Source organism: Planctobacterium sp. R6 (assembly GCF_055755215.1).
Map to the genome: position 1 here is coordinate 101365 of NZ_JBVTQY010000011.1, position 22388 is coordinate 123752.

Sequence of the window (22388 nt, forward strand, 5' to 3'; positions counted from 1 at the left end):
GTTTCATTTCCCTATCCCGGTCTTAATTACCAACTGTAGCGAATGCTTGCCTGGGCATTTCTTGGAGCGCCAAAAAATCCCTGATTGTAGAAATCGATACTGGAAAAGTACTTTTCGTCAAATACATTGTTAATATTTGCCGATAGCACCCAGGCAGGAGTCAATTGATAACTGGCCATCAGATTGACGACGGTGTAGCTGTCTTGTGTAAATGTCTCGCCATTGGGACCTGCGCCAGGATTTTCTGTTTTGCTTTGCCAGTTGGCGTTAATGCCAAAGGTGAACGCGTCTGACAGTGAGTACAGGGCACTGGTTTTTATCATGGATTTCGGTAAGAAGGGGGCAAAGTTACTGCCATCCACGTCTTCTGCATCATTGTAGGTATAGCTCAGTAAAACGTTAAGTTGCTCAGTAATATGCCCGTTTAGTTCCACTTCAAAGCCCGTGGTTTTCGCTCCTTTCACAGCTATCGACGGGAAGATTGTTGTGCCGGGTAGTGGTTCGGTATTATTGGGATCTGAAATGGCCAGATTGTCTTCTTCGACTTCATACACTGCGACACTGGCACTGAGCATGTCATTGAAAAAGTCCCCTTTAATGCCTAGTTCGAGGTTCGTACCTTCTACCGGACCAATAAGTTCATTGTTGGCGTTGCGCGCTTCCTGCGGCTGGAAAATTTCTGTGTAGCTGCCGTACACTGAAATATAACGATTGATCGCATATACCAGGCCCGCATAAGGGGTATTTACATGGTCATTATCATACTTACTACTCGCCCAGGGCGATGCGGCATCGTACTCGTAGTTGGTGATCCGGTTACCTATGATGGCTGTCAGCTTGTCTGTCAGGCTCAGCTTTGCGGCAGCGTAAACACCCTGCTGGGTGTGGGATTCAGTGGTGGAATAATTAGGAGTATCACCAAAGTTTAATTCAGGCACTCCCTGACCCCAGTTGAAGATACTGGGGATCACTATGGCATCGGCCGTACCGTATGAGCTTGCATCAACATCCTGTTTGGCGTGTAACAGGCCCGCGGTTAGCTGGTGCTCACGGCCAAACAGTGTAAAGGGACCAGACAGTAATAGTCTCACCGAGGTCTGCTCTCTGTCTGATACATAATTATTGGGAGATGCACTAAATCCCTCACCGGTTTCGCGACTGGGAAACCCGGAAAAATACAGCAGGTAGCCATTCATATCATCTTCTCTTTGCTCAATATCGGCCTGCAAGTTCCAGTTGTTGTCAAAGGCGTGTTCCAGTTTGATAAAGGCGTTCATACCTTCACGGGCCCAGCTGTTCCATGGTGATGCGGTGGTTGTTTCCACGGGTAAGTCGTCGGTTTGTGTGCCGTCTGAATAGAATAGTGGCAAGGCGCCCCACATACTGCCTTTGGGGTTGCGCTCACTGTAATCTGCGCCTGCAGTGATCCGGGTTTGGTCAGTGATATCTGCGGCGACTACGGCATAGACCTGGGTATTGTCTTTTTCTGATAAACGTACATAACTGTCGCCTTGTTCATGGGCTATTGCCACTCTGGCTCTGACATTGCCGTCATCGCTGAGTAATTGCGAGTGATCTGCTTCCAGTCTGACGTTACTCCATGAACCGATTTCCAGACTGGCATAGCCAGTGTTATCCATTTTGGGACGTTTGCGAATTAAGTTGATGGCCGCTGAAGGTTCACCGGCGCCTGTTAGCAGGCCGGTGGCCCCGCGCACCACTTCAACCCGGTCAAACAAAATAGAGTCTGCCAGCGCTTCACTGAAAAAGCTGTTGTAGGCGATGGGTACACCGTCTAACTGGAAGTTGGTGACATCCCGGCCACGAGAACGGAAGAAATAGCGGTCTGTTTCTGCCTGTTGTGCCTGGATACCGGGCGCAAATTGCATCACGTCCGCGACGGTATCCAGAGCAAAACTATCTATCAGGGTGCTATCAATAATGGAGATAGACTGTGGCGTTTCACGCAAGGTCAGTGGCAATCCTGTTGCCGTGGTTGCCTGATCTAAGCGACTACCTGTAACTTCTATATGCTCGAAGATCTTTTCTCTGACGTTGTCATCCTGAGAAGCGGGTGCTGCCTGTTCATTTTGTTGTGCGTTGGAAACTATCGGTAAAAGTGCGGAAACTACCGCCAAACGACAGAGATTTCGCTTAAATGTGTTCATAAAATGGCCTTGTGTTGCTGTATTGTTCTGACGCGAATGATAATGGTTATCAATACGGTGTGTCGAGGGGTTTTTATAACAATGTTGGTCTAAGTCATCGTTTCCTGGCACAAGCAACACTCAGTCACAGCACTGGACATCGCAATGAGCCGCATTATAATGTAAATAAGAATCAATAATATTTACTGCAGCTGATATCAATCTCTGGTTATGTGCTGGCTTGCACATCATTGCCGGATCGGCAGACAAACCAAACTCAGAATCCTGATACTACCCGGAGCAGATTTGAACCGTCATTTCCCCGTCATTTTGTGGGCTTTCACGAACCTGGCTCTCTTTGGGTGTGTCCCTGCGCCCGTGCCGGATTACGATATGCGTGAAGCGCAGCCCGGCGGTGGTATGACGGCCGGCCGATTATCAGAGCGAACCTATATCGTTCCGGGGCAGAATTTAAATAATGCTCAGAAGCTGGATTACTGGACCGGCTTTTCTTTGTTTCGGGATCCCTGGGTCATTGCGCCCAGCTCCACAACCGACCGGGATGGCCTGGGGCCCCTGTTTAATACCCGTTCCTGCATTAGTTGTCACACTGCCGGAGGTCGGGGGGATGTCGCTATTGAGGGGATCAGTAAGCCATCGGCGCTGGTATTGCGCCTTGGGCCAGAAAAGGATTCAGCACCATTAACAGAGCCAAATTACGGTGGGCAGCTGCAATCACGTGCCATCACGCTGTCCCATAGCAACATGGCGGCCCCGCTGCAACCCGAGGGAAAATTAAGCCTCAGCTATCTGGAAGTGGCGCGCTATCAGATAGATGGTGTTGACTATCCACTGAGGCAGCCGCAATACCAGTTGGTGGATCTGGCTTATGGTGAGCTGGCCGAAGGTATTGGCCTGTCACCACGGCTGGCACCTGTGATATATGGTCTGGGGTTACTGGATGCCATTTCAGATGTTGATTTGTTAGCCCAGGAAGATGCGCAGGATAGCAACGGGGATGGTATTTCCGGGCGCTATAACCGTGTGCCTGATGCAGCTACCGGCGAGTTGGCATTGGGACGTCTGGGCTTAAAAGCGAAACATCCCAATTTAAAACAACAGATTGCTGCTGCCTTTCGGGATGATATTGGTATCACCAGTACGCTGTTTCCCAATGAGGTCTGTACTGAGTACCAGCAAGATTGCCAGAAACTGGCCAAATCAGGGGGGCACGAGTCAGTGGAAATCCCCGATAAGCTGCTGAACCTGGTGCTGAATTTTTCAGCATTTATGGCGGTGCCTCCGGCTCGTAATACGCAAAGTGAGGTGTTTCTTAAAGGGCGGCAGAGTTTTTATCAGTCAGGATGTGCCAGCTGCCATACACCGAGTTACCGGACTGATCCCGGCTATCCGGTTACTGCGCTGGCAGGACAGACTATCTGGCCATACACTGACCTGGCATTGCACGATATGGGGGCGCTGTTGGCTGATGGCGTGCGGGAACATTCAGCCACAGGCACTGAATGGCGCACTCCGCCACTATGGGGAATCGGGCTGAGATCTCAGTATGGACAACAGCAGGCCTACCTGCATGACGGGCGAGCCACCAGTCTGGTGGAGGCAATACTTTGGCATGGTGGAGAGGCTGAGCGAAGTAAACAACGCTTTATTGCACTGCGTATCGATGAGCGACAGGCACTTATCCGTTTTCTAAATTCGATTTAAGGGTGTCAGTGTTCAATACAACTATCAATCAGGAGAAGTGAATTGCTGCGACGAGATTTTTTGAGCTATGCCGGCGCGCTGTCATTGAGTGGGCTGTTACCAGGCTGCAGCCGGTTCAGTCAGACATCTGACGTGGTACTGGCAAGTGCCTCTTCCGATTATATCGGGAATTATTATGCGGTAGCGGTCAACCTTGCCGGGGAGTTACTCAGTAAGGTGCAATTGCCGCAACGAGGCCATGAAGTACTGGCATTACCCCACAAACCGGGACATGCGTTGGTGGTTGCACGTCGCCCGGACCGTTATCTGGTGGAAGTGGATTTTAACAACAGCGTGATTAGTCGACAGATCACCAGTGAGCCGGACACGCACTTTTATGGTCACGCCTGTCTTTCGCCTGATAACCAATACCTGTATACCACTGAGAACCGGTTCTCTGATGGCCGGGGTGTGATTGTGGTGCGGGATTTACACAACCTGCAGGTGCTGGAGCGATTTGATTCCGGCGGTATTGGTCCCCACGACATCGCCTTTTTGCCTGATGGTAAAACACTGGCAATAGGCAATGGTGGTATACAAACTCACCCTGATTATCAACGCGTTAAGTTAAACCTGGATACGATGGCGCCAAACCTCAGTTATCTGGATATCGGCAGCGGAAAATTGATGGCCAGTTATCATCCGCAAAATCATCAGTTGAGTATGCGGCATCTCGATGTCAGGGAAGATGGCAAGGTATTCATTGGCGTACAGTATCAGGGACCAGAACAGGATATTGTGCCTTTGGTGTACGCGCACCAGGGCGAAGACCAGTTAATCGCCTTCGATGCCCCGGATGAGCAGTGGCGTAGTATGCATCAGTATACCAGTAGTGTTGTGGTAAAAGATCAAAAGCTGTTTGTAACCTGTCCCAGGGGCGGATATCTAAAATCCTGGCATGCCGACGAACATCGCTTTATCGCCAGCGACAGTATGTCGGATGTGTCGGGATTGTGTTTGTTGGGTCAGCAGTTAACTGCTTCAACAGGCCATGGCCAGCTGTTAAAACAGGCGGGTAAAGATTATCTGGCGCGCGAGGTGGATGGCATTCGCTTTGACAATCATATGACCACATTGTACAGCGCCTGAGCAAGAAAAACCCGCTTTGAAGCGGGTTGCTTTGGACGGGTCAGTTTAAGTCTTCATCTACCCAGAATTTGGTACCTTTAATGGTGGCCTGTAAAGCAAGACCCGATTCGGTAAAGGTATAAACGGTAACATCACCATAATAGGCTTCGCCTTCCACGGAAGCGCCTTTATCTCCGGCCTTGGCGGCTGCATCGGCGTTGCCACCAAAGGTCCAGCCTGATTCGATAAAGCGGTTAAGTGCCTTTTCATTGTGGAATACCATGACAATGCGATAGTCTTTGGCGCCAAAGCCCAGACCAACCCCACCTTCTGCCATATTCATGTAGGTGTGTTTTCCGGTACGCATATTCTTAGCGACACCATAACCACCACCGGCGGCCACAAAAATCACATTGACGTTGGCATTGGAAAACACTGCGTAACCGGCAGCCGTATTGACCTGGCTTCGGGTATCGGGTTTTTCCTCGAATAACTGTGTTAAGACCTGATCTTTCATTTGCAATACACGTTGCTGCTGTTCCTGCACTGTGCCCTCTGAAGACGTGCCGGCACAACCCAGCATTGAAACTATCGCAATCATCAAAAATAAACGGCGAAGATACTGCATAGAGACTCCTTTTTGTTTAGTCACTGATATTTTACGTTATGGCATAAATTCAGGGCATAAAAAAAGCTCCCAATTGGGAGCTTCTTCTCAAACTTTAACGGTTAACCTTCGTCAACAGCCACTGATAATGTTCCAATGCCCGCTTCTGCGGCCTGGTCCAGTACCTTAACAACGATACCGTGTGGTGCACCTTTGGCGGCTTTAACCACGGCAACGTCAGTTTCAACTTCTGCCAGATAGTTTTGAATGTTGGCGTTAACACGCTCAATATCAACCAGACGGTTGTTCATGTATATCTGACCGGTTTCAGTGATCAGAATGCTTACAGCATCAGATTTGGTTTGTTGCTGCTGTTGCTGGTCCTTTGGACGCTGAACTTCTAAGCCTTTTTCCTTCGCAAATGACGTTGTTACGATAAAGAAAATCAACATGATGAATACAATATCCAACATGGGTGTCATGTCGATATCTGCTTCGTCTTCTACTGTTTTATGCTTCTTAGCCATTTAAATACTCCGTATCCGCTCATTTGGGAAATACATTCGATACGTTTGGTGTCGGTATCATTATCGTTATAGACACATTACTCGCCACCCTATGGTGACGGGAGACTTCCAACTATAGCCTGGTAAGTGCTTCGCTGCTATTAAAAAATACATGCTTCCCACAAAAAATAAACTGTTTTATAACAATTTTTCGGTGCCTGCTGGAATAATAACCAATCTGTGTCGCAACGCTTGTTAAAAAATTTACCCTCAGCTTACAGCGATACTCCGCTGTGCAGCCAAACCCATTGCTAAGATCACAGGATCGGTTTTTTGTCGTTCGATAAAACTGGTTTTATCGCTCAGGCCAAACCAGTTATTGGCTATCAATGTTTGTGCCACTGCACCGCCCAATGTTGCGCCCGGACCTGTGATGATAAGCACCTCTGGCGCAAACTCTTTAATACTGACTTCAATGGCCTTGCTAAAATCATAGGTGCAGTTAACCTGGGTGCCCAGCGTATATTGATACAAGTTGGCAACAGAGGTGCTGTGTGGCTGCCAGATTTGACCTTCGCCATCCACCATGGGGATGGCGGGGGCAGAAAACAGTGATTCTGGTAATTGCTGTTGCCCTTTTATTGCTATCTCATCCAGCAAAGGCGTGTGGAATGCCGCGTGGTTAAATAAACGCATTGGATAGCGGTTTTCCAGTTCAGGCAAATTCGTCATCAAGGCTTTTAAGGCCGCTTCATTGCCGCCAAACACCCTGTAACCGCCCAGACGGATGGATTCATAAAGTTGGCAATCCGGTTGCTGATTGACCTGCTGTAATGCGGTCTGCACCTGGTCAAATCGCTCTGGGCTGAATTTCCAGTTATCGTCCACTATGGGATAAATTACCTGGCCGCCAATCAGGCCATCAGTCATCATGGACCCCATGGTATTGATGACCTTTGCAGCGTTGCCATGGTTTAAGGCTCCGGCAACTGCGCAAGCGATATACCACCCCATGGAATTACCGGTAACCGCAACGATATCGTATTTATCCCGGTTAATATCCTGAAAGTCACCACGAGAACAGGCATATATCAATGACGAGGCATTCTCGCCTGCGGTGTGCAGGCGCATATTGTATTTTTTGGCGCTGTCCAGTTCACGAATCGGAGTTTGATTCCGGTTTTTTCGATCAGCATCAATAGTGTCTATCATGGCTTGCTTATCAGCGTGATAGTTAGCCAGGTAGCCCAATTCTTCTTTGTTATAGGTTCCGCGGCCCGGGCAAATCACCAGGGCACGTTTTTTCTGTGTTTGCGACATATCAGGACACTTGTTTCAGTGGATTGTTTTTGTTGAGCAGGTTTTGTGCGGCAGTAACGATACCCTGGGTATCGGGCAAAACCTCATAAGAGGCGCTGCCCAGCGGAATAAAGCTATCTTCAGCCGCAATCCGCGCTATTTTGTCGGTAATGTTATGTTGCTCTTTCGCTTCGTGCAGCGCTGTCACTATCGCTTCGCTGATAGACCCGGTTTTACGGCATTCATCCACTACCAGAATGTGTTCACACTCTTTAACGGCATCGATAATGCCCGCTTCGTTCAGGGGTGCCAGCCAGCGAATGTCTATTACGCGACAGTCGATGCCTTGTTCCGCCAGTTGTTTTTCTGCCTGACGGGACAGGTAGTAGCCGTTACCGTAGCTGATGATGGCCAGTTGTTTGCCTTTACCAAAAACGCCAGGTGTGCCCAGGGAGATGGGATTTGGGGTTTCCGGGGCCGGATATTCAAAGGTCCACAAGCCATCGCCTTCTTCATGTAAGTCTTTGCGCATATACATGGCGATGGGTTCCAGGAAAATCACCACCCGTTGCTCTTCCTGAGCCAGGCGTACTGATTCCCGGAGCATAAATGCGGCATCTTCACCGTTCGACGGGCAAGCAACAATGAGCCCCGGAATATCGCGGAATACAGCAAAGGAGTTATCGTTGTGGAAATGACCGCCAAACCCTTTTTGATAGGCCAGACCGGCAATACGGATCACCATTGGATTGCTAAACTGACCATCAGAAAAGAAAGGTAAGGTGGCGGCTTCGCCACGGATCTGATCTTCAGCATTGTGCACATAGGCTAAAAACTGAATTTCAGGAATAGGCAAAATACCATTGTGGGCCATGCCAATGGCCAGTCCTAAAATAGATTGTTCATCCAGTAAGGTGTTGATAACCCGGGAGTTACTAAATTTTTCCACCAGTTTGCTGGTGACGCTGTACACACCGCCTTTGCGACCTATGTCTTCACCACAGAGCACAATATTGTCCTGCTCATTCATCAGATCCATCAGGGTCCAGTTGATGATTTTCGCCAGGTGCTGTTTTTTACTCAGATTGTGTTTTTCATGGGCAAACAGCTGTTCACGTGCCATAGTTTGCTTAAATTCTGGTGTGTTTCGCTTCGCTGGGATCAGCGATTTAAGTACCTGCTCGGCGGAGGTCAGCCTTGGGCGATCACCGGCAATATCCGCGATGGCGGCTATGCGTTGTTTCAGGGACAGATACAGCTGAGTGATTTGCTCAGCCGTCAGGATATTGTTTTCCATCAGCAGCCGGGCACTGTGTAATAAGGGGTCCTGATGTTCTATAGCATCAATTTCCGCGCCTTTGCGATAGGAGAATTCACTATCGGAACCGGCGTGACCTAACAGCCGGACAGTGTGGAAATGCAAGAATACTGGTTTGCGTTTTTGTCGGGCGATTTTGACTGCCTGACAGGCTTTCAGGTAGGTATCAGTTAAGCTCAGACCGTCGCATTCGATATAGGTCAGTTCTGGTCGATGGGCAAAATTTGCCTTTATCCAGCCACCTGGAGTCGGGGTGGAAATTCCAATGCCGTTATCTTCGCAAACAAACACAATGGGCATAGGAATCGACTGGAATGCCGCCCAGCAAGTGGCATTGATGGCTCCTTGCGCTGTGGAGTGGTTGGCTGACGCATCGCCGAAATTACACAAAATTACCCCATCGTCTTGTAAGGCTCCATCCAGTTGCAGCTTTCTTTTTAGGGCTACGCTGAAAGCGGCGCCGGCGGCTTTGGGCAGGTGTGAGGCGATGGTGCTGGTTTGCGGTGGAATAAACAGACTTTTGCTGCCCAATACTTTATGGCGTCCACCGGATGTCGGATCTTCACAGGAGGCGGCAAATGACAGTAGCATGTCATACAGCGGGGTTTGCCCTTTGACCTGCTTTGAGCGTTGGATCATAAAGGCACCACTGCGATAGTGTAAAAATGCCATATCGTCGTGACGGAATGCTTTGCCGTAAGCGGCGTTGCCTTCGTGTCCGGCACTGCCGATAGTGTAAAAGCTCTTACCGGCCTTTTGCATTTTACGGGACTGTAAATCCAGTAAACGGCTCATGATTTGGGTTTCAAACAAATCGATGAGTTCTTCGAATGACAATCCGGAACTGGCAATATCGGTTTGAGAACGGGGCGTAGGGAAGGTACCGTTTTTCACGGCATCGAGAAATTTATCTTCGATTAACTGATTGCGATCCAACATGCTATAGGCTCATTATGTGGATAAAAATGGTTGAGCCTGCGGGGCAAAGCCCCTTGGCTCTGTCGTTAGGTGCAGAATAGGTTCTGCTTTTTATTGTTTTTATTTTTACTCGTGCCGCAGTCTTAAAAGAGTTGCCCGGCAGAGCCGGGCGGGCACAGCGGTCAGGATTTATTATTATTATTACCTGACGTTCTTAACTTTTAACCTGAAAATGCCTGTAACCCGGTTTGCGCTCTGCCCAAAATCAGGGCGTGCACATCATGGGTGCCTTCGTAGGTATTGACCGCTTCCAGGTTCATTACATGACGGATAACGTGAAACTCATCGGCGATACCGTTACCGCCATGCATATCACGGGCGACCCGGGCAATATCCAAAGCTTTGCCACAAGAGTTACGCTTGATTAGCGAAATTCCCTCGGGAGCCAGCTTGTTTTGATCCATTAAGCGTCCGGCTTGCAAACAGGCGCTTAGGCCCAACGTAATTTCGGTTTGCATATCGGCCAGTTTTTTCTGAATCAGCTGGGTAGCGGCTAACGGTCGACCAAACTGTTCTCTGTCCAGAGTGTACTGACGCGCCGCGTACCAGCAGTATTCTGCGGCTCCTAATGCGCCCCAGGCGATACCGTAACGGGCTTTGTTCAGGCAGCCAAATGGTCCTTTGATACCCTGTACATTGGGCATCAGGTTTTCTTCCGGGACAAACACGTTGTCCATTACGATTTCACCCGTGATGGAAGCCCTTAATGAAAACTTGCCTTCGATTTTAGGTGCTGACAGGCCTTCCATGCCTTTGTCCAGGATAAAGCCTCGTACTACACCGTCCAGTTTGCCCCAAACCACAAAGACATCAGCGATAGGGGAGTTGGTGATCCACATTTTCGTCCCCGTCAGACGATAACCACCGTCAACTTTTTCAGCGCGGGTCGCCATGCTGGCGGGATCAGAACCTGAATTGGGTTCAGTTAATCCAAAACAGCCCACCCATTCGCCACTGGCCAGCTTAGGCAGATATTTGTCTCGTTGGGCTTCGGAGCCGTAGGTATAGATAGGATACATAACCAGAGAAGATTGCACGCTCATGGCGCTGCGATAACCAGAGTCGACGCGCTCGACTTCACGAGCAATCAATCCATAGGCGACGTGATTTACTTCAGCGCAACCGTATTTTTCCGGGAGAGTACAACCTAACAGTCCTAGTTCACCGAGTTCGTTCATGATGTCACGATCAAAGTGTTCGTGGCGGTTGGCCTCCAACACTCTGGGCATCAGGCGCTCCTGACAATATTGGTGGGCGCTGTCTCGGATCAGACGTTCGTCTTCTTCCAGAAAAGACTCTAGCAACAAGGGATCTTCCCAATTAAATGCAACTTTGGTTGAGGCAGAACTCATTGAATCTCTCGGCGATGTAAGCAAATTGTTAATGGAGCCTAGTGTAAGCTTAAAACAAGATAAATAAAAAATATATTTTATTGAGGTTTGATATAGGTAAAATCTATAGCTGATTAAGACAAGTCATTGGTGGGAAAATTGGATCTCAGAGCATTGCGTTATTTTGTGGCGGTTAAAGAAACCGGCAGTATTAGCGGCGCGGCAAGGCGTTGTTATGTGGCACAGCCTTCGATTTCTTCATCGCTAAAACAGCTGGAAGAAACCGTGGGTAAGTCGTTGTTTAGTCGCCATACCCGCGGCATGAAAGCCACCGAGGCAGCAGAGCAGTTGTATCCATTGGCTAAACAGCTGTTGGGGCAGGCCAATGCCATCGAGGAGTTGTTTAAAACCGGGCGACAAAAGTTGCCCTTTCGACTGGGCGTAGTGCGTGGTCTTGGCGTACAGCGGATGAGCCGTATACTGCAAAAGTTCACCAGTGAAAACCCAGACATTGAATTGACCTTAGTGCCACCGGAAGAAGATTGTGATGCCCGCATTATTAATGAAACCATGCTGCAAAATCGGGAGCAAATGCAATTTATGTGGCAGGAAGCGTTTCAGATAGCCATTCCGGCAGGGCATCCGCTGACCCTGAAAAGTCGCCTGAATTTAGCGGATCTTGATGGTCTGGCATTTATTCAGCGCATGCCCTGTGAAGGTGGCTTGGCACTGCAAAATAAACTCAATGCCGCGGGTCTGAAACTGGATGTCCGGGCCAGAATTCAGACCATCGAATACGCCATCGGCCTGGTTAAAGCTGGCGTTGGCTGTGCATTACTACCTAATTACAAAGAGATTGCCAATGAAACTGAAATGCAATTTCGACAAATCACCGACGAACCTTTTTCCAGGCGCATCGTACTGGCCTGGCAGCAAAACTCAGACATTGTCAGCTCCCTGATTGAGATAGTGCAGAGTTAAATCTCCCTGGCTAAATCCAGAGCCGCTTGATTGATGCCTTTTGCAATGCGTTCGTAGGTGCCGCAACGGCAGATATTGCCAGACATGGCGCTGTGGATGGCGTCGTTGTCAGGGGCCTTATTGGATTGCAATAAATGGGTTGCCGACATCAGTTGTCCTGATTGGCAGTAGCCGCATTGCGGGACGCTGTGTTCCAGCCAGGCCGCCTGTAGTGCCTGCAATTCCGGGATATTGTCGTTTTCGATAGTTTCTATTGTTTTTCCTTTGGCTTGAGCCAAGGGCAGCAAACAACTGCGTATGGGTTCGCCGTCCAGCAATACGGTGCAGGCTCCACAAAGTCCCTGACCACAGCCAAATTTAGTGCCGGTGAGTTGTACTTCTTCCCGCAAAAACCACAATAAAGGCATCTCTGGATCGGCTTGAGTGGTTATTTCCTGTTGATTGATGGTGAGTTTAATCATGCTATGTGCTCCTGATGATGAGGCCCGGATTAGCCCAGTGCAATCTGATGTTGTTGTAATTTTTCTGCACTGATTGGCAGTTGAGTAATGGGATGACCGATAATACTGGCCAGGGCATTGGCAATCGCGGGTTGTATGGTGCCCTGGAGTTTTTCGCCCACACCCATCGGCCAGGCGTCACTTTCTATGGTATGCAGTTCAATGGGGATTTGAGAGACGAAACGGGGCAGCGGATAGTCATGATAGTTGCTCTGCTGCACCTGACCTTTTTCGATGGTGATTTTGTTGTGCAGCAGCATGCCCAGGGCAAAGATACTGGCCCCCTCTACCTGGGATAGCAAGCCATCGGGGTTGATGATGGTGCCGTGATCTAAAACCAGAATTAGCTTTTCCGGTTTCCAGATATTTTTACTCCTGATCAGTACAAAAGCGGCGGCGTTGTAGTACTGATAGGGACCCTTAGGCGCTTTCTCGAATCCGAAAGCATAGCCAATTTTGCGATTGGGTTGTTGTTCGTAGGGTTCACAGGCTTTGCGCAGCTTGGTAAGCACCGGCAAAGCCCGCTCGTTGTCGATGTGTTGCTGGCGATATTGCAAGGGATGAAGCTTGTGTTTCTTTGCCAATTCTTCCATCACCACTTCCCGGCTGAAATTGGTGTAGCCATGGCTGATACCACGCAGAATGCCGGTATGCAGTGGCGCTTTGTTCAGCGTCACGCCACAACTAAAGTGCTCACTTTGATAGAGCGAAATTTCAGCGCCACCATAGGCTATCCAGTCTCCTCCATCGGTATCACGTTCCTCAAGGGAAAAGTGCCAGGCCCTTGTAGACAGGCTGGCTACATTGTGTTGCCAGGCCTGTAGCTGGCCTTTGTTATCCACACTAGCGCTGACTTTCTGGGCATTAAGTGGGCGATAAAAGCCGTGCTGAATGTCATCTTCTCTGGACCAAATTACCTTTACCGGATAAGACACCTGACGGGCAATCGTGGCGGCTTCCACCACAAAGTCTTCCTGCGCCCGGCGACCAAAACCACCGCCCATCAAGGTCGTATTAAAGTCGATTGCTTCTGGAGCAAGCTCAAATAATTCCTGAAGCTTTTGCTTAGCGTTATTGCGGTTTTGGGTAGGTGCCCAAATTTGCAACTGGCTTTCTGTTTGCCAGGCAACACAGTTCATGGGTTCCATAGTGACATGGGTTATAAAAGGAAATTCAAAGCGCAGTTCAAATCTTTGCTCGCTGGCTGCGTTGGCCAACTGTGTGCTGACATCGCCTCTTTCATTATGTTTTTGGGCCGGTGTATCCAGTTGTCCGCGAAAGGTCTGCATTAAACTATGGGACGAACTGTTACTGAACTCACTGTTGTTCCAAACCGGGTTGGCCACTTTTCGTGCGAGACTGGCATGCCAATAATTATCCGCCACAATGACCACACCCTGTGGAATGCTAAAGGTGTCCACGACACCCTTTTGTTGTTTCACGCTTTTTGCATCGAATGAAATTAGCTGGCTACCTGCCACTGGCGGCCGGATGAGCACGGCGGTTTTCATTCCGGGTAAGCTGACATCTATGCCAAATTTGGCACTGCCATCCACTTTTTCTGCCATATCCAGACGTTTAACACTGCGGCCTATCTGGGTGTATTGCTCAGGTGTCTTGCGGGTAAACTTCTCAGGAAGCGTGGTATCCTGTAACAGGTTTGCCAGTTCGCCATAACTGAGTTTTTGGCCTGTGGGGCGGTGATAAATATAGCTGTTTTGGGTGTACAGGGAATCTGCATCCACCTGCCAGATTGCCATAGCCTGATTAACTAAAAGTTGCCGCAGTTGTGCACCGGCATCACGGTGGAATTTCCAGCCGAGAAACGAACTAATGGCCCCGATCGTATTTTGAGGGCCAAATTGTTGCGGATCTGCACCGGCCTGTTCCACCTGTTTCAGTAAAGACCAGTCGGCGTCTAACTCATCCAGCAGATATTGCGCCTGAATAGTGGTGGCACCTTGTCCCATCTCCGAACGACAGTTGAACAATGTCATGCTGTTGTCCGCGTGAATTGCAAGCAACGGGAAGCGCACTGGTTTTGCAGTATGGCTCTCATTTGAGCCTGTTCTCGCTGCTGCGGGAATATGTATCGCCGATACCATGAGTGCACCACCTGCCAGTGAACACTTTAAAAATGTTCTGCGGGAAGGATTCTCGCTTTGGTGGGGATTGCCCGAAATCGGTTTCGTTAGCGGATTGTTCTTACTAAGGTTGGTTAACTTGTTTGCCATAAAAAGGTCCATCACTGCCTGATGTGTTGACCCTATGACTAGGTGCTATATAACACCACTATAGTTTTCTATAATTATTTAAAATCTTTATTATTCATAAGTTTATCTTATTTTGTTAAGGCTGTCTGGCCAGTTGTTGACGATCTGCTGAACCCCTTCACTGGGGTATTTTTGCAGTAAATTCTGTACCGCCAACAGATGGTTTTGCACTGATTCATCTTGCGCATTTTCCTGTGCACTTCTGGCCAGCAGCAATTGAATTCGGGTTTCGAAATAACCCAACTCGTTCTGCTGTGCTACCGACAATGCCTGATTCAAAAAGTCTTCAGCCTGCTCATTATGCTGTTGCTGGTTTTTGAGTTTCGCCAGATTGATGTAATTGCTGGAAAGTCCATAAGGACACTGAAACCCCTGATGATATCGGACAGCCTGCTGGTAATAATGTTCTGCATCCTCAAACTGTTGTTCCTGAAATGCCAGGTGGCCCAGCACCTCGATGGCAAATGCCAGATAGAGCAAATCTTTCCCGGATTGCGCCATTTGTTGCGTGGCTGTGATGTTGTTTTTGGCCTGTTGCCAGTCGCCGTTGTGCCATTGGGCGACACCCAGTTCGAATTGGGAGCGCAACAGCTCACTGTTGTCTGAATGTTGTTGCGCATAGTTAACTGCTTCCTGCGCCGCGGCTAACGCCCTGGGAATGTCACCCTGAGCTGCTATGGCTTTCGCCAGATAACGGCGTGATTGCGGATAGCTGTCGCCGGAATGTATGGCAGTGGTAAAATAATCTTCAGCCAGTTCGAAACTACCCTGATAGAAATGGCTTAGGCCAAAAATAAAGGCGTCGTCGGCGAATCGTTGTTCATAGGCCACATAAGGTGCAGAGGTATTCATTTGCAACAGTTCAGGGATGCGTTTTGCCAACTGATTCAGCAGCGTCACCACATTGTCACCGCTGAGAATACCCTGCTGGGTATTGTGTCGACTGATCAGACTGTACCTGAGCGTGTATTCCATCGGGGAGCCAAACAGCTCGGTATGCAAACTGGTGATTTCTCCCATCGCATGACGCAACTGTCGGGATTGCAGGGCTTCGTCCGATTGGTGACGGGAGCCGCTGCGCTGCAAGGCCTCTAACACGTCTTCGGTATCTACCACCATGATATGGCCTGAGGCCTTTTCAATCGGTGTTTGCTGCAGTTTTTGGATCAGCATGTCCATTGCGCCGATTGGCACCCAATGCAGCAGATTATCCTGTTCGGTGATTTTTACCGGTGTGACCACCAACTCGACAAACCTGGGCTGCGGGCTGGCCGAAGTCGTTTCAACTGTGATATCGCTGTTTTGTGGTGTAAATACAAACAGCGCCAGAAATAAAACCAGTACTGTGACAATCGTAGCGGTTATTGACCACATGAATCTGGCACTACGGGGCTTAGCGTTGTTGTTTGCAGGCACAACAGACTGGTGAACAACGCTGTGTTCCTCGACGCTTTCAGCTATCCATTCATACCCTTTTCTCGGGTGAGTTTTGATAACCTCCATGCCCTGAAAGCACTGGCGAATTTCTTTGATGGATTGAAATAACACGTGTTCCTGAGCACTGACATCATCCCAGATGGTGCTGAGAATGCTTTGCTTACTCAGGATCTGCTTTGGATGTTGTAACAGGTAATACAAAACGTCATTGCTTTTTGCTCTGAGAATGGTGTGATTCTGGCCATCGCAAACTTTTCCGTTGTTGTAGTCGTAGCTAAAGCGCCCGATTCGGAATTGTCTTGCTGCTGCCATATTTGTCTCAGTTTAAGTTTCGTTCAGACTCTGTTTAAGCTTGCGATCATAAACTAAGCCCCATAGAAATCTCCAGTTTCTATTGTTTCATTATTGTTCCTTGATATCTTCCTTGATAAACAGAGCTGTAGGACGCAGCTCTGTCTTTTTTGTTTCTTTTTAATTGAAGATTCTGTCGCAGCTGTTATTTTTAATGCTCTAAGTCATTCAATGGAAATGGAGAAACAGGATGAAATCTTTTGTAATTAAAACCGCCGTGGCAACCACCGCATTGTTGTCATTGTCAGGCTGCAGTTTATTTGGCGAAAAAGTGCAGGTACCACCGGCGCACATTGGCAAGGTGTTGACTAAAGATGGCTATAAAAAGGATAACTACGGCCCGTCGCGTTTTCGCTTAGATGCCTGTTTCGCCTACTGTGATTCCCTGGTGTTACTGGAAACGTCGGATCAACCCGTTACAGAGCGGTTCGCCCTGTTTATGCCCAAAGACCAGCTCAACATGGGGTTCGATCTGCGGATGACGGTGAGTGTTGACGACAGTCAGATTGATAACATCTATAAACGGGTGCCCGCTGAAAAGGGCTTAATTTCCTTCAATAAAATTTATGTCACCTATGCGCAACCTATTATCCGGGATGTGGCGCGACAAATTATGGCAAAGTACACGATTAATGAAGTGGCCAGCTCCAGAGAGCGGTTAAGTGCCGAGTTGCAAAATGCGATAGGTGAAGCGTTACAGGCAGCGCCATTAAAATTAAAACGTCTGGGGCTTGCCGATGTGCAATTTCCGGAAATCATCACTAAGGCTAAAGAGCAGGCCGCTGAACGTCGGGAACAAATAGAGCGCGAAAAAGCTCAGTTCGAAATTCAGAAAATTCAGCAGGAGCGGGAGCTGGCGCAGGCACAAATGCAACGGGCCATTGACCGTGAAAAGGCGGAAGCCACCAAAGAAGTGAATGAGATTCTGGCTAAATCAGTCACGGATAAGTATCTGTCCTATCGCTCCTTAGAGGTACTGGAGAAGATGGCCAGCTCAAAAAATAAGGTTTTTGTCCCTGTGGAGGCTTTGGGGTCTCTGGGATTACAACAGGCAATTTTTGCCGATCAGGTGAAACAAACCGCCAAGAGCAAAAGCAATTAGGTGATGTATGAACTCCATCATTGAAGCCTTACCTGAACTTGCCATTGCTGCGCTCTTAGCCGGGTTATTGTTCTGGCTGAGCAAAGATAAGTTATCCAAAAGTGTGCGCATGAAGTGTTTTGGCGCCTTTGCTGTGGGGATGTTTATCTGGATTATCTTATTGGGGCAAAGTAGCTCTGTGCCCCGGCAATTGCAGGTAACCGAGTCGGAGGTCAGTTATGAACGACCACTGGCGGAATTGCAGGATAGTTCACCAGAAGCGCAAACGGCAGAACAGTCCAGTGAGCGACTGGCACAGCTCAGAGAGGCGCAAAAGCAGGGCACTTCACTACACACCGAATCGGACACCAGTCCGGCTGTTGATGAGGACAAGCCAGAATCTGATGATCAGTAACCGGCGGCGTTTTTTCGGGAAGTAGCGCGCAACAGATTTTGACAAAAAAACACGCCCTGTTGCAGGTCGTCTATCAGCACCAATGGGGTAGAGGCGGCATATTTGTCTCTGATCAAGCGCTTCTGAACTGCACTACAGTGGCAAAACACCCGCAACTGGCAATGTTGTGTGGTTTCCCAGTGTAGAAAGTCGATGACCTTGTCTCTGGCTTGAGGTGTAGACAGTTCCCATTGCCGCATATCCATGATTCTGGCCCATCGCTGAGAAAAGGGGGTGAAAAATTGCTGTATCTGGTTTGCCAAATCTTGCAAATATAACCCCGCCTGTTCACCGTTCCAGGCACCCCGGATACAGCAAATCAGCATGTTATCTAGTTTTTCGATACGATGTTCGCCATGAGCAGCGAATTGCAACCGGGTATTCATAATCACTATTCCACCAAACAGGGCGCAACAGCGCCCGTAGTCTTTATTTTCGATTATCGGGTGACGAAACCACCATTGACAAACAGTGACTGTCCTGTTGTCCATTGCGACTGCGCAGAGGCGATAAATGTTACCAGGGGCACTATGTCTTCGATGGTACCCAGGCGATTGGCAACACTGGCTGCCTTTAAATAAGCCACGGTTTGCGCATTTTCTTCACCATGGAAAAATGCAGTATCAATGGGACCCGGGCACAGGGTATTTACGGTAACGCCCCGGTGACCTATTTCTTTTGCCAGAGCCCGGGTAAAGTCTTCCAAAGGCGCTTTCGAGCCTGCGTACAAGGCGTAATTGCCGGTAAAAGCCCCCAGTAACGAGGTGCCCAAATTGATAATCCGGCCGTTGTCTTCAATCTGTTTGGCGGCTTCCTGCATCACAAAAAATGCCGCTTTGGTATTGATATTAAACAGCTGATCAAAATCGGATTCGCTGTAATCTGTAAAGGGCCGTTTTATAATTTTTCCGGCGTTGTTGATTACTATGTCTATCCGACCAAAAGCGTCTTTGGCTTCGCTGAATAATTTTTGCACTGCATCTACTGATGTCAGGTCTCCCTGTACCAGTAATGCCCGGCTGCCCGCGGCCTCCACCTGTTTTGCCGTTACCTGAGCATCCTGCGCCGATGACTCACTGTTGTAGTGAATGACAATGTCACAACCCTCGGTGGCCAGTGCCTGGGCAAAGGCCCTGCCCATGTTACGTGCCGCGCCGGTGATAAGTGCAACTTTACCTGTGAATCTTGATGTCATGATATTTCCTCAATGGTTAATGTCGGAAATACTATAATCTTGTTGCATTATTGTTTTGAATAGGTGTAAATGCCCTTCAATAAATGCAAAAAATGCAATTAATCGCTGCGGCAATGGAAACCGCCCGGTAACAAATTCATAAATTTATAGATTCAAAAATGGTTAGATTCGGGGCCAGGTGATGAAAGAGATTAGTAACGAACAATTATTCATCCATGTTGTGGAATCGGGGAGCTTTAAAAAGGCCGCGGAGTTGCTGGCTATGGACCCTTCGCTGGTGAGTCGCCGAATCTCGTCCCTGGAGAAACGACTGGCAGTGAAATTATTACAGCGCTCCACTAAAAACTCCTTTCCCACCGAGGTGGGCGAACAGTATTTTGTTGAGTTGCAGAAGTTGCTGGAAGAACAAAATGCCTTAGAAAACCGCATTAAAGCTACAGTCAATGAAGCAACCGGGCACCTGAAAGTGGCAGCGCCCCATGATTTTGGCACATTTTTTATCAGTGATATTCTGGAAAATATGGTGGAGCACTATCCACAACTCACGGTGGAATTGGTCCTGGGCAGTCAATTTGAGAACTTAGCTGCGGAAGGTATAGATGTCGCAGTGCGCATTGGCAAATTGCCTGACTCCAGTTTGATATGCCGTCGAATTGGCGAAGTTCCCAGAGTTTTAGTCGCCTCACCTGAGTATATTGCACAGCAGGGTGAACCGCGCTCAGTCAGGGAGCTGGAACAACATAAATTTGTGTTTTACAAACGCTCACAAATGTATGAGGCGGTAACTATTGCCGGTCAGCGGTTGCATCTTTCAGGTTCCTTTGTCGTCAATAGCGTCAGTGCTATCAGGCAATGGGTACTGAATGGAAAAGGCATTCACCTGGGGCCGGTTTGGGCTTTTCGCGACGCGCTGGATACTGGTGCATTGCAGCGAGTTTTGCCTGAGGTTGAGCTGGAGAGTTTTCCTTTACATGCTATCTATGTTTCCCGTGCGTATGTGCCCGCTAAGGTGCGCTTGTTTATCGATTTATTGAGCAGCACCTTAAGCGGTAATCATTTTCAGCGGGTTTGAGCTTTAATTGATTAAAGCAAAAACGTGCATGAACTTAGTGACTGAGCACCACTTTACCTATTGCCTGTCCGCTATTGAGGCGATCATGGGCTTGACCAATTTGCTCCAGAGTAAAATGCTGGCTGTCTAATATGGGGGTTAACTGCCCTGCTTCGGCAATCTTTGTCAGTTCGTTGAGTATGTGATGATGTTCAGCACGCCCAACATTGTGCAACATGGGGATCAGCATGAACACCACATGCAGTGACAGGCCTTTAAAGTGAGCCGTAGATAAATCCAGCTCCACCATAGATACCGTAGACGCCACCTGACCATTGAGTTTTGCTGCCTCAAAGGAGTTAGCCATATTGGCGCCACCTACTGAGTCAAATACCAGATCAAAACCCACACCCTCGGTACAACGGGCGACGTAATCAGCTACGGTTTCGGTTTTATAATCAATGCTCTCAGCGCCCAATTCTTCAATAAGTGCGAGCTTGTCAGATCCACTGCCGGTCGCGAAGACTTCCGCACCAAAATATTTAGCCAGTTGCAGGGCAATATGGCCAACACCACCAGTACCGCCGTGCACCAGTACTTTTTGCTTTGCAGCGATAGCAGCCCGTTGTAAACCTTCGTAGGCGGTGATACCTACAAGCGGTATTGCCGCGGCTTGCTGCATGCTCAGGTTTTTGGGTTTGAGCGCCATCAGATTGGCATCAGCCACTATGTATTCGGCTAGTGTGCCGGGTAAATCTGCCAGCCCTCCGGCACAACCGTAAACTTCATCACCGGGGTTAAAATTGCTAACACCATCGCCAACCTCTTCCACTATTCCGGCAAAGTCCATACCCAGAATGGCGGGCAACGCCGGGGCAATGGGTAGGTCTGCACCCATCTGACGTATCATGGTATCAACGGTATTCACACTACTGGCGGCAATGCGTACCAGCACATGACCAGATTTAACCGCAGGTTTAGCCACTTCGGCTGATTCAAATACGTCTGAACGACCAAAAGAATTTATAAGCATCGCTTTCATCAGGATTTCCTTTGCTGTTGTTTTTAAGAGTCCAGATAATTTACTTTTTTATTTTATTATTGATAATTGCGTAATTACCTGAATCTGTTTAAAGAATTTGTTGATAATGAATGTCGAGCATCTGAAATTATTTGTACGCATTGCCGCGCTGCACAACATCAGCCAGGCTGGAAAAGAGTTGGGTCTTTCTGCAGCGGTGTCCAGCGCACATATGAATAAGTTAGAAGAAGGCCTGGGGGTCAGATTATTACATCGCACAACACGTCAGGTGTCTCTGACGGAGGAAGGCCGTAGCTTTTTACCTTATGCTCATGATGTATTGACCGGTATCGAGACTGCCCGAGCTGCAGTGGGAGCGGGTAAAGTAACACCACAAGGGCGCCTAAGAGTGACAGCGCCGGCATCTTTTGGGCGTATGCATCTGATCCCGGCATTAAAGGATTTTCTGGAAAAGTATCCGCAACTGGACATTGATTTGCGTTTAAGTGACAGCATTGTGGATATGGTGGAAGGTGGGTTTGATGTGGCCATCCGCGATGCCGAGCTGAACGATTCCTCCCTGATTGCCCGAAAACTGGCTCGAGATACCCGTATTTTGGTGGCCTCACCGGACTTTGTTGCACAGCATGGTGAACCTGAATCCCCGGAGCAGCTGGCCCATTTTGCTGCGGTTACCTTAACAGGTTTGGAGAACTGGCATTTTAAAACGGATAAAGGCGTGCAAACCCTGCGCATAAAAAGTCGTCTGGGTACAGACAATGGCGAAGCCGTCCGCGATGCAGCGGTCAGCGGACTGGGGATCACCATCAGCTCATTGTGGTGTTGCTATCAACAAATAAAGTCAGGCGAGCTGGTGCAGGTACTGTCCGATTATCCGTTGGCCTCAAATACTTCCATCTGGGCGGTGTATCCCAGCTCGCGTTTACTGGCACCAAAGGTGCGCGCCTTTATTGATTATTTTAGTGGCTATTTTGGTGAGGACCCCTATTGGGAGTCCTAAGTCGT

19 protein-coding genes are annotated in these 22388 nt (G+C 48.8%); 7 read left to right on the forward strand and 12 right to left on the reverse strand.

Going from position 1 to position 22388, the window contains the following annotated elements; genetic code table 11:
* Positions 1–26: 26 nt before the first annotated feature.
* A complete protein-coding gene (locus tag AC0J20_RS09570) occupies positions 27–2168 on the reverse strand; it encodes a TonB-dependent siderophore receptor (protein ID WP_473021498.1) in 2142 nt (713 codons plus the stop codon).
* A gap of 372 nt (positions 2169–2540) precedes the next feature.
* Between AC0J20_RS09570 and AC0J20_RS09575 the strand changes: the two genes are divergently transcribed.
* The gene (locus tag AC0J20_RS09575) at positions 2541–3872 is read left to right on the forward strand and encodes a di-heme oxidoreductase family protein (RefSeq protein WP_473021499.1); all 1332 of its coding nucleotides are present in this window, start codon (positions 2541–2543) and stop codon (positions 3870–3872) included.
* Between the two features lie 42 nt (positions 3873–3914).
* Entirely contained in the window at positions 3915–5000 is a 1086-nt protein-coding gene (locus AC0J20_RS09580; protein ID WP_473021500.1) for a DUF1513 domain-containing protein, read from the forward strand.
* Positions 5001–5040: 40 nt separating this feature from the next.
* Here the strand turns inward: AC0J20_RS09580 and AC0J20_RS09585 are convergent, their stop codons facing one another.
* From AC0J20_RS09585 to AC0J20_RS09605, 5 genes are all read right to left on the reverse strand, one after another.
* Positions 5041–5562: a lipid-binding SYLF domain-containing protein gene (locus AC0J20_RS09585; RefSeq protein ID WP_377306628.1), complete on the reverse strand. Its 522-nt coding sequence runs from the start codon at positions 5560–5562 to the stop codon at positions 5041–5043.
* A gap of 146 nt (positions 5563–5708) precedes the next feature.
* A complete protein-coding gene (locus AC0J20_RS09590; protein ID WP_229530895.1) occupies positions 5709–6113 on the reverse strand; it encodes an ExbD/TolR family protein in 405 nt (134 codons plus the stop codon).
* Positions 6114–6362: 249 nt separating this feature from the next.
* Positions 6363–7412: an ACP S-malonyltransferase gene (locus AC0J20_RS09595; protein WP_473021501.1), complete on the reverse strand. Its 1050-nt coding sequence runs from the start codon at positions 7410–7412 to the stop codon at positions 6363–6365.
* A 1-nt stretch (position 7413) separates the two neighbouring features.
* Positions 7414–9648 (reverse strand): dehydrogenase E1 component subunit alpha/beta, encoded by a 2235-nt coding sequence (locus AC0J20_RS09600; RefSeq protein WP_473021502.1) that lies wholly within the window; start codon positions 9646–9648, stop codon positions 7414–7416.
* A gap of 200 nt (positions 9649–9848) precedes the next feature.
* A complete protein-coding gene (locus AC0J20_RS09605; RefSeq protein ID WP_229530898.1) occupies positions 9849–11039 on the reverse strand; it encodes an acyl-CoA dehydrogenase in 1191 nt (396 codons plus the stop codon).
* A 129-nt stretch (positions 11040–11168) separates the two neighbouring features.
* Here AC0J20_RS09605 and AC0J20_RS09610 point away from each other — a divergent pair, with 129 nt between their 5' ends.
* A complete protein-coding gene (locus AC0J20_RS09610; protein ID WP_473021515.1) occupies positions 11169–11999 on the forward strand; it encodes a LysR family transcriptional regulator in 831 nt (276 codons plus the stop codon).
* On the opposite strand, the gene AC0J20_RS09615 is transcribed toward AC0J20_RS09610, so the two are convergent.
* The 3 genes from AC0J20_RS09615 to AC0J20_RS09625 form a co-directional block, all read right to left on the reverse strand.
* Positions 11996–12460 (reverse strand): (2Fe-2S)-binding protein, encoded by a 465-nt coding sequence (locus tag AC0J20_RS09615; RefSeq protein WP_473021503.1) that lies wholly within the window; start codon positions 12458–12460, stop codon positions 11996–11998. The two genes, AC0J20_RS09610 and AC0J20_RS09615, sit on opposite strands and share 4 nt — an antisense overlap.
* 29 nt (positions 12461–12489) lie before the next feature.
* Positions 12490–14733 (reverse strand): xanthine dehydrogenase family protein molybdopterin-binding subunit, encoded by a 2244-nt coding sequence (locus tag AC0J20_RS09620; protein ID WP_473021504.1) that lies wholly within the window; start codon positions 14731–14733, stop codon positions 12490–12492.
* Positions 14734–14835: 102 nt separating this feature from the next.
* Positions 14836–16521: a tetratricopeptide repeat protein gene (locus AC0J20_RS09625; RefSeq protein WP_473021505.1), complete on the reverse strand. Its 1686-nt coding sequence runs from the start codon at positions 16519–16521 to the stop codon at positions 14836–14838.
* 229 nt (positions 16522–16750) lie between these two features.
* Between AC0J20_RS09625 and AC0J20_RS09630 the strand changes: the two genes are divergently transcribed.
* On the forward strand, positions 16751–17662 hold the full coding sequence (locus tag AC0J20_RS09630; RefSeq protein WP_229530902.1) for an SPFH domain-containing protein: 912 nt from the start codon (positions 16751–16753) through the stop codon (positions 17660–17662).
* A 7-nt stretch (positions 17663–17669) separates the two neighbouring features.
* On the forward strand, positions 17670–18056 hold the full coding sequence (locus AC0J20_RS09635) for a hypothetical protein (RefSeq protein ID WP_229530903.1): 387 nt from the start codon (positions 17670–17672) through the stop codon (positions 18054–18056).
* Here the strand turns inward: AC0J20_RS09635 and AC0J20_RS09640 are convergent.
* Positions 18050–18586: a hypothetical protein gene (locus tag AC0J20_RS09640; RefSeq protein ID WP_473021506.1), complete on the reverse strand. Its 537-nt coding sequence runs from the start codon at positions 18584–18586 to the stop codon at positions 18050–18052. The genes AC0J20_RS09635 and AC0J20_RS09640 overlap by 7 nt on opposite strands.
* Entirely contained in the window at positions 18535–19290 is a 756-nt protein-coding gene (locus AC0J20_RS09645; protein ID WP_473021507.1) for an SDR family oxidoreductase, read from the reverse strand. Before AC0J20_RS09645 ends, AC0J20_RS09640 begins: the two co-directional genes overlap by 52 nt.
* 181 nt (positions 19291–19471) lie before the next feature.
* Between AC0J20_RS09645 and AC0J20_RS09650 the strand changes: the two genes are divergently transcribed.
* Entirely contained in the window at positions 19472–20362 is an 891-nt protein-coding gene (locus AC0J20_RS09650) for a LysR family transcriptional regulator (protein WP_229530906.1), read from the forward strand.
* A gap of 34 nt (positions 20363–20396) precedes the next feature.
* Here the strand turns inward: AC0J20_RS09650 and AC0J20_RS09655 are convergent, their stop codons facing one another.
* A complete protein-coding gene (locus AC0J20_RS09655; RefSeq protein WP_473021508.1) occupies positions 20397–21383 on the reverse strand; it encodes a zinc-dependent alcohol dehydrogenase family protein in 987 nt (328 codons plus the stop codon).
* A 106-nt stretch (positions 21384–21489) separates the two neighbouring features.
* On the opposite strand from AC0J20_RS09655, the gene AC0J20_RS09660 reads away from it, so the two are divergent.
* Positions 21490–22383 carry a LysR family transcriptional regulator gene (locus AC0J20_RS09660; protein WP_473021509.1) on the forward strand — a complete coding sequence of 298 codons (894 nt, stop codon included), beginning with the start codon at positions 21490–21492 and terminating at the stop codon, positions 22381–22383.
* Positions 22384–22388 lie beyond the last annotated feature (5 nt).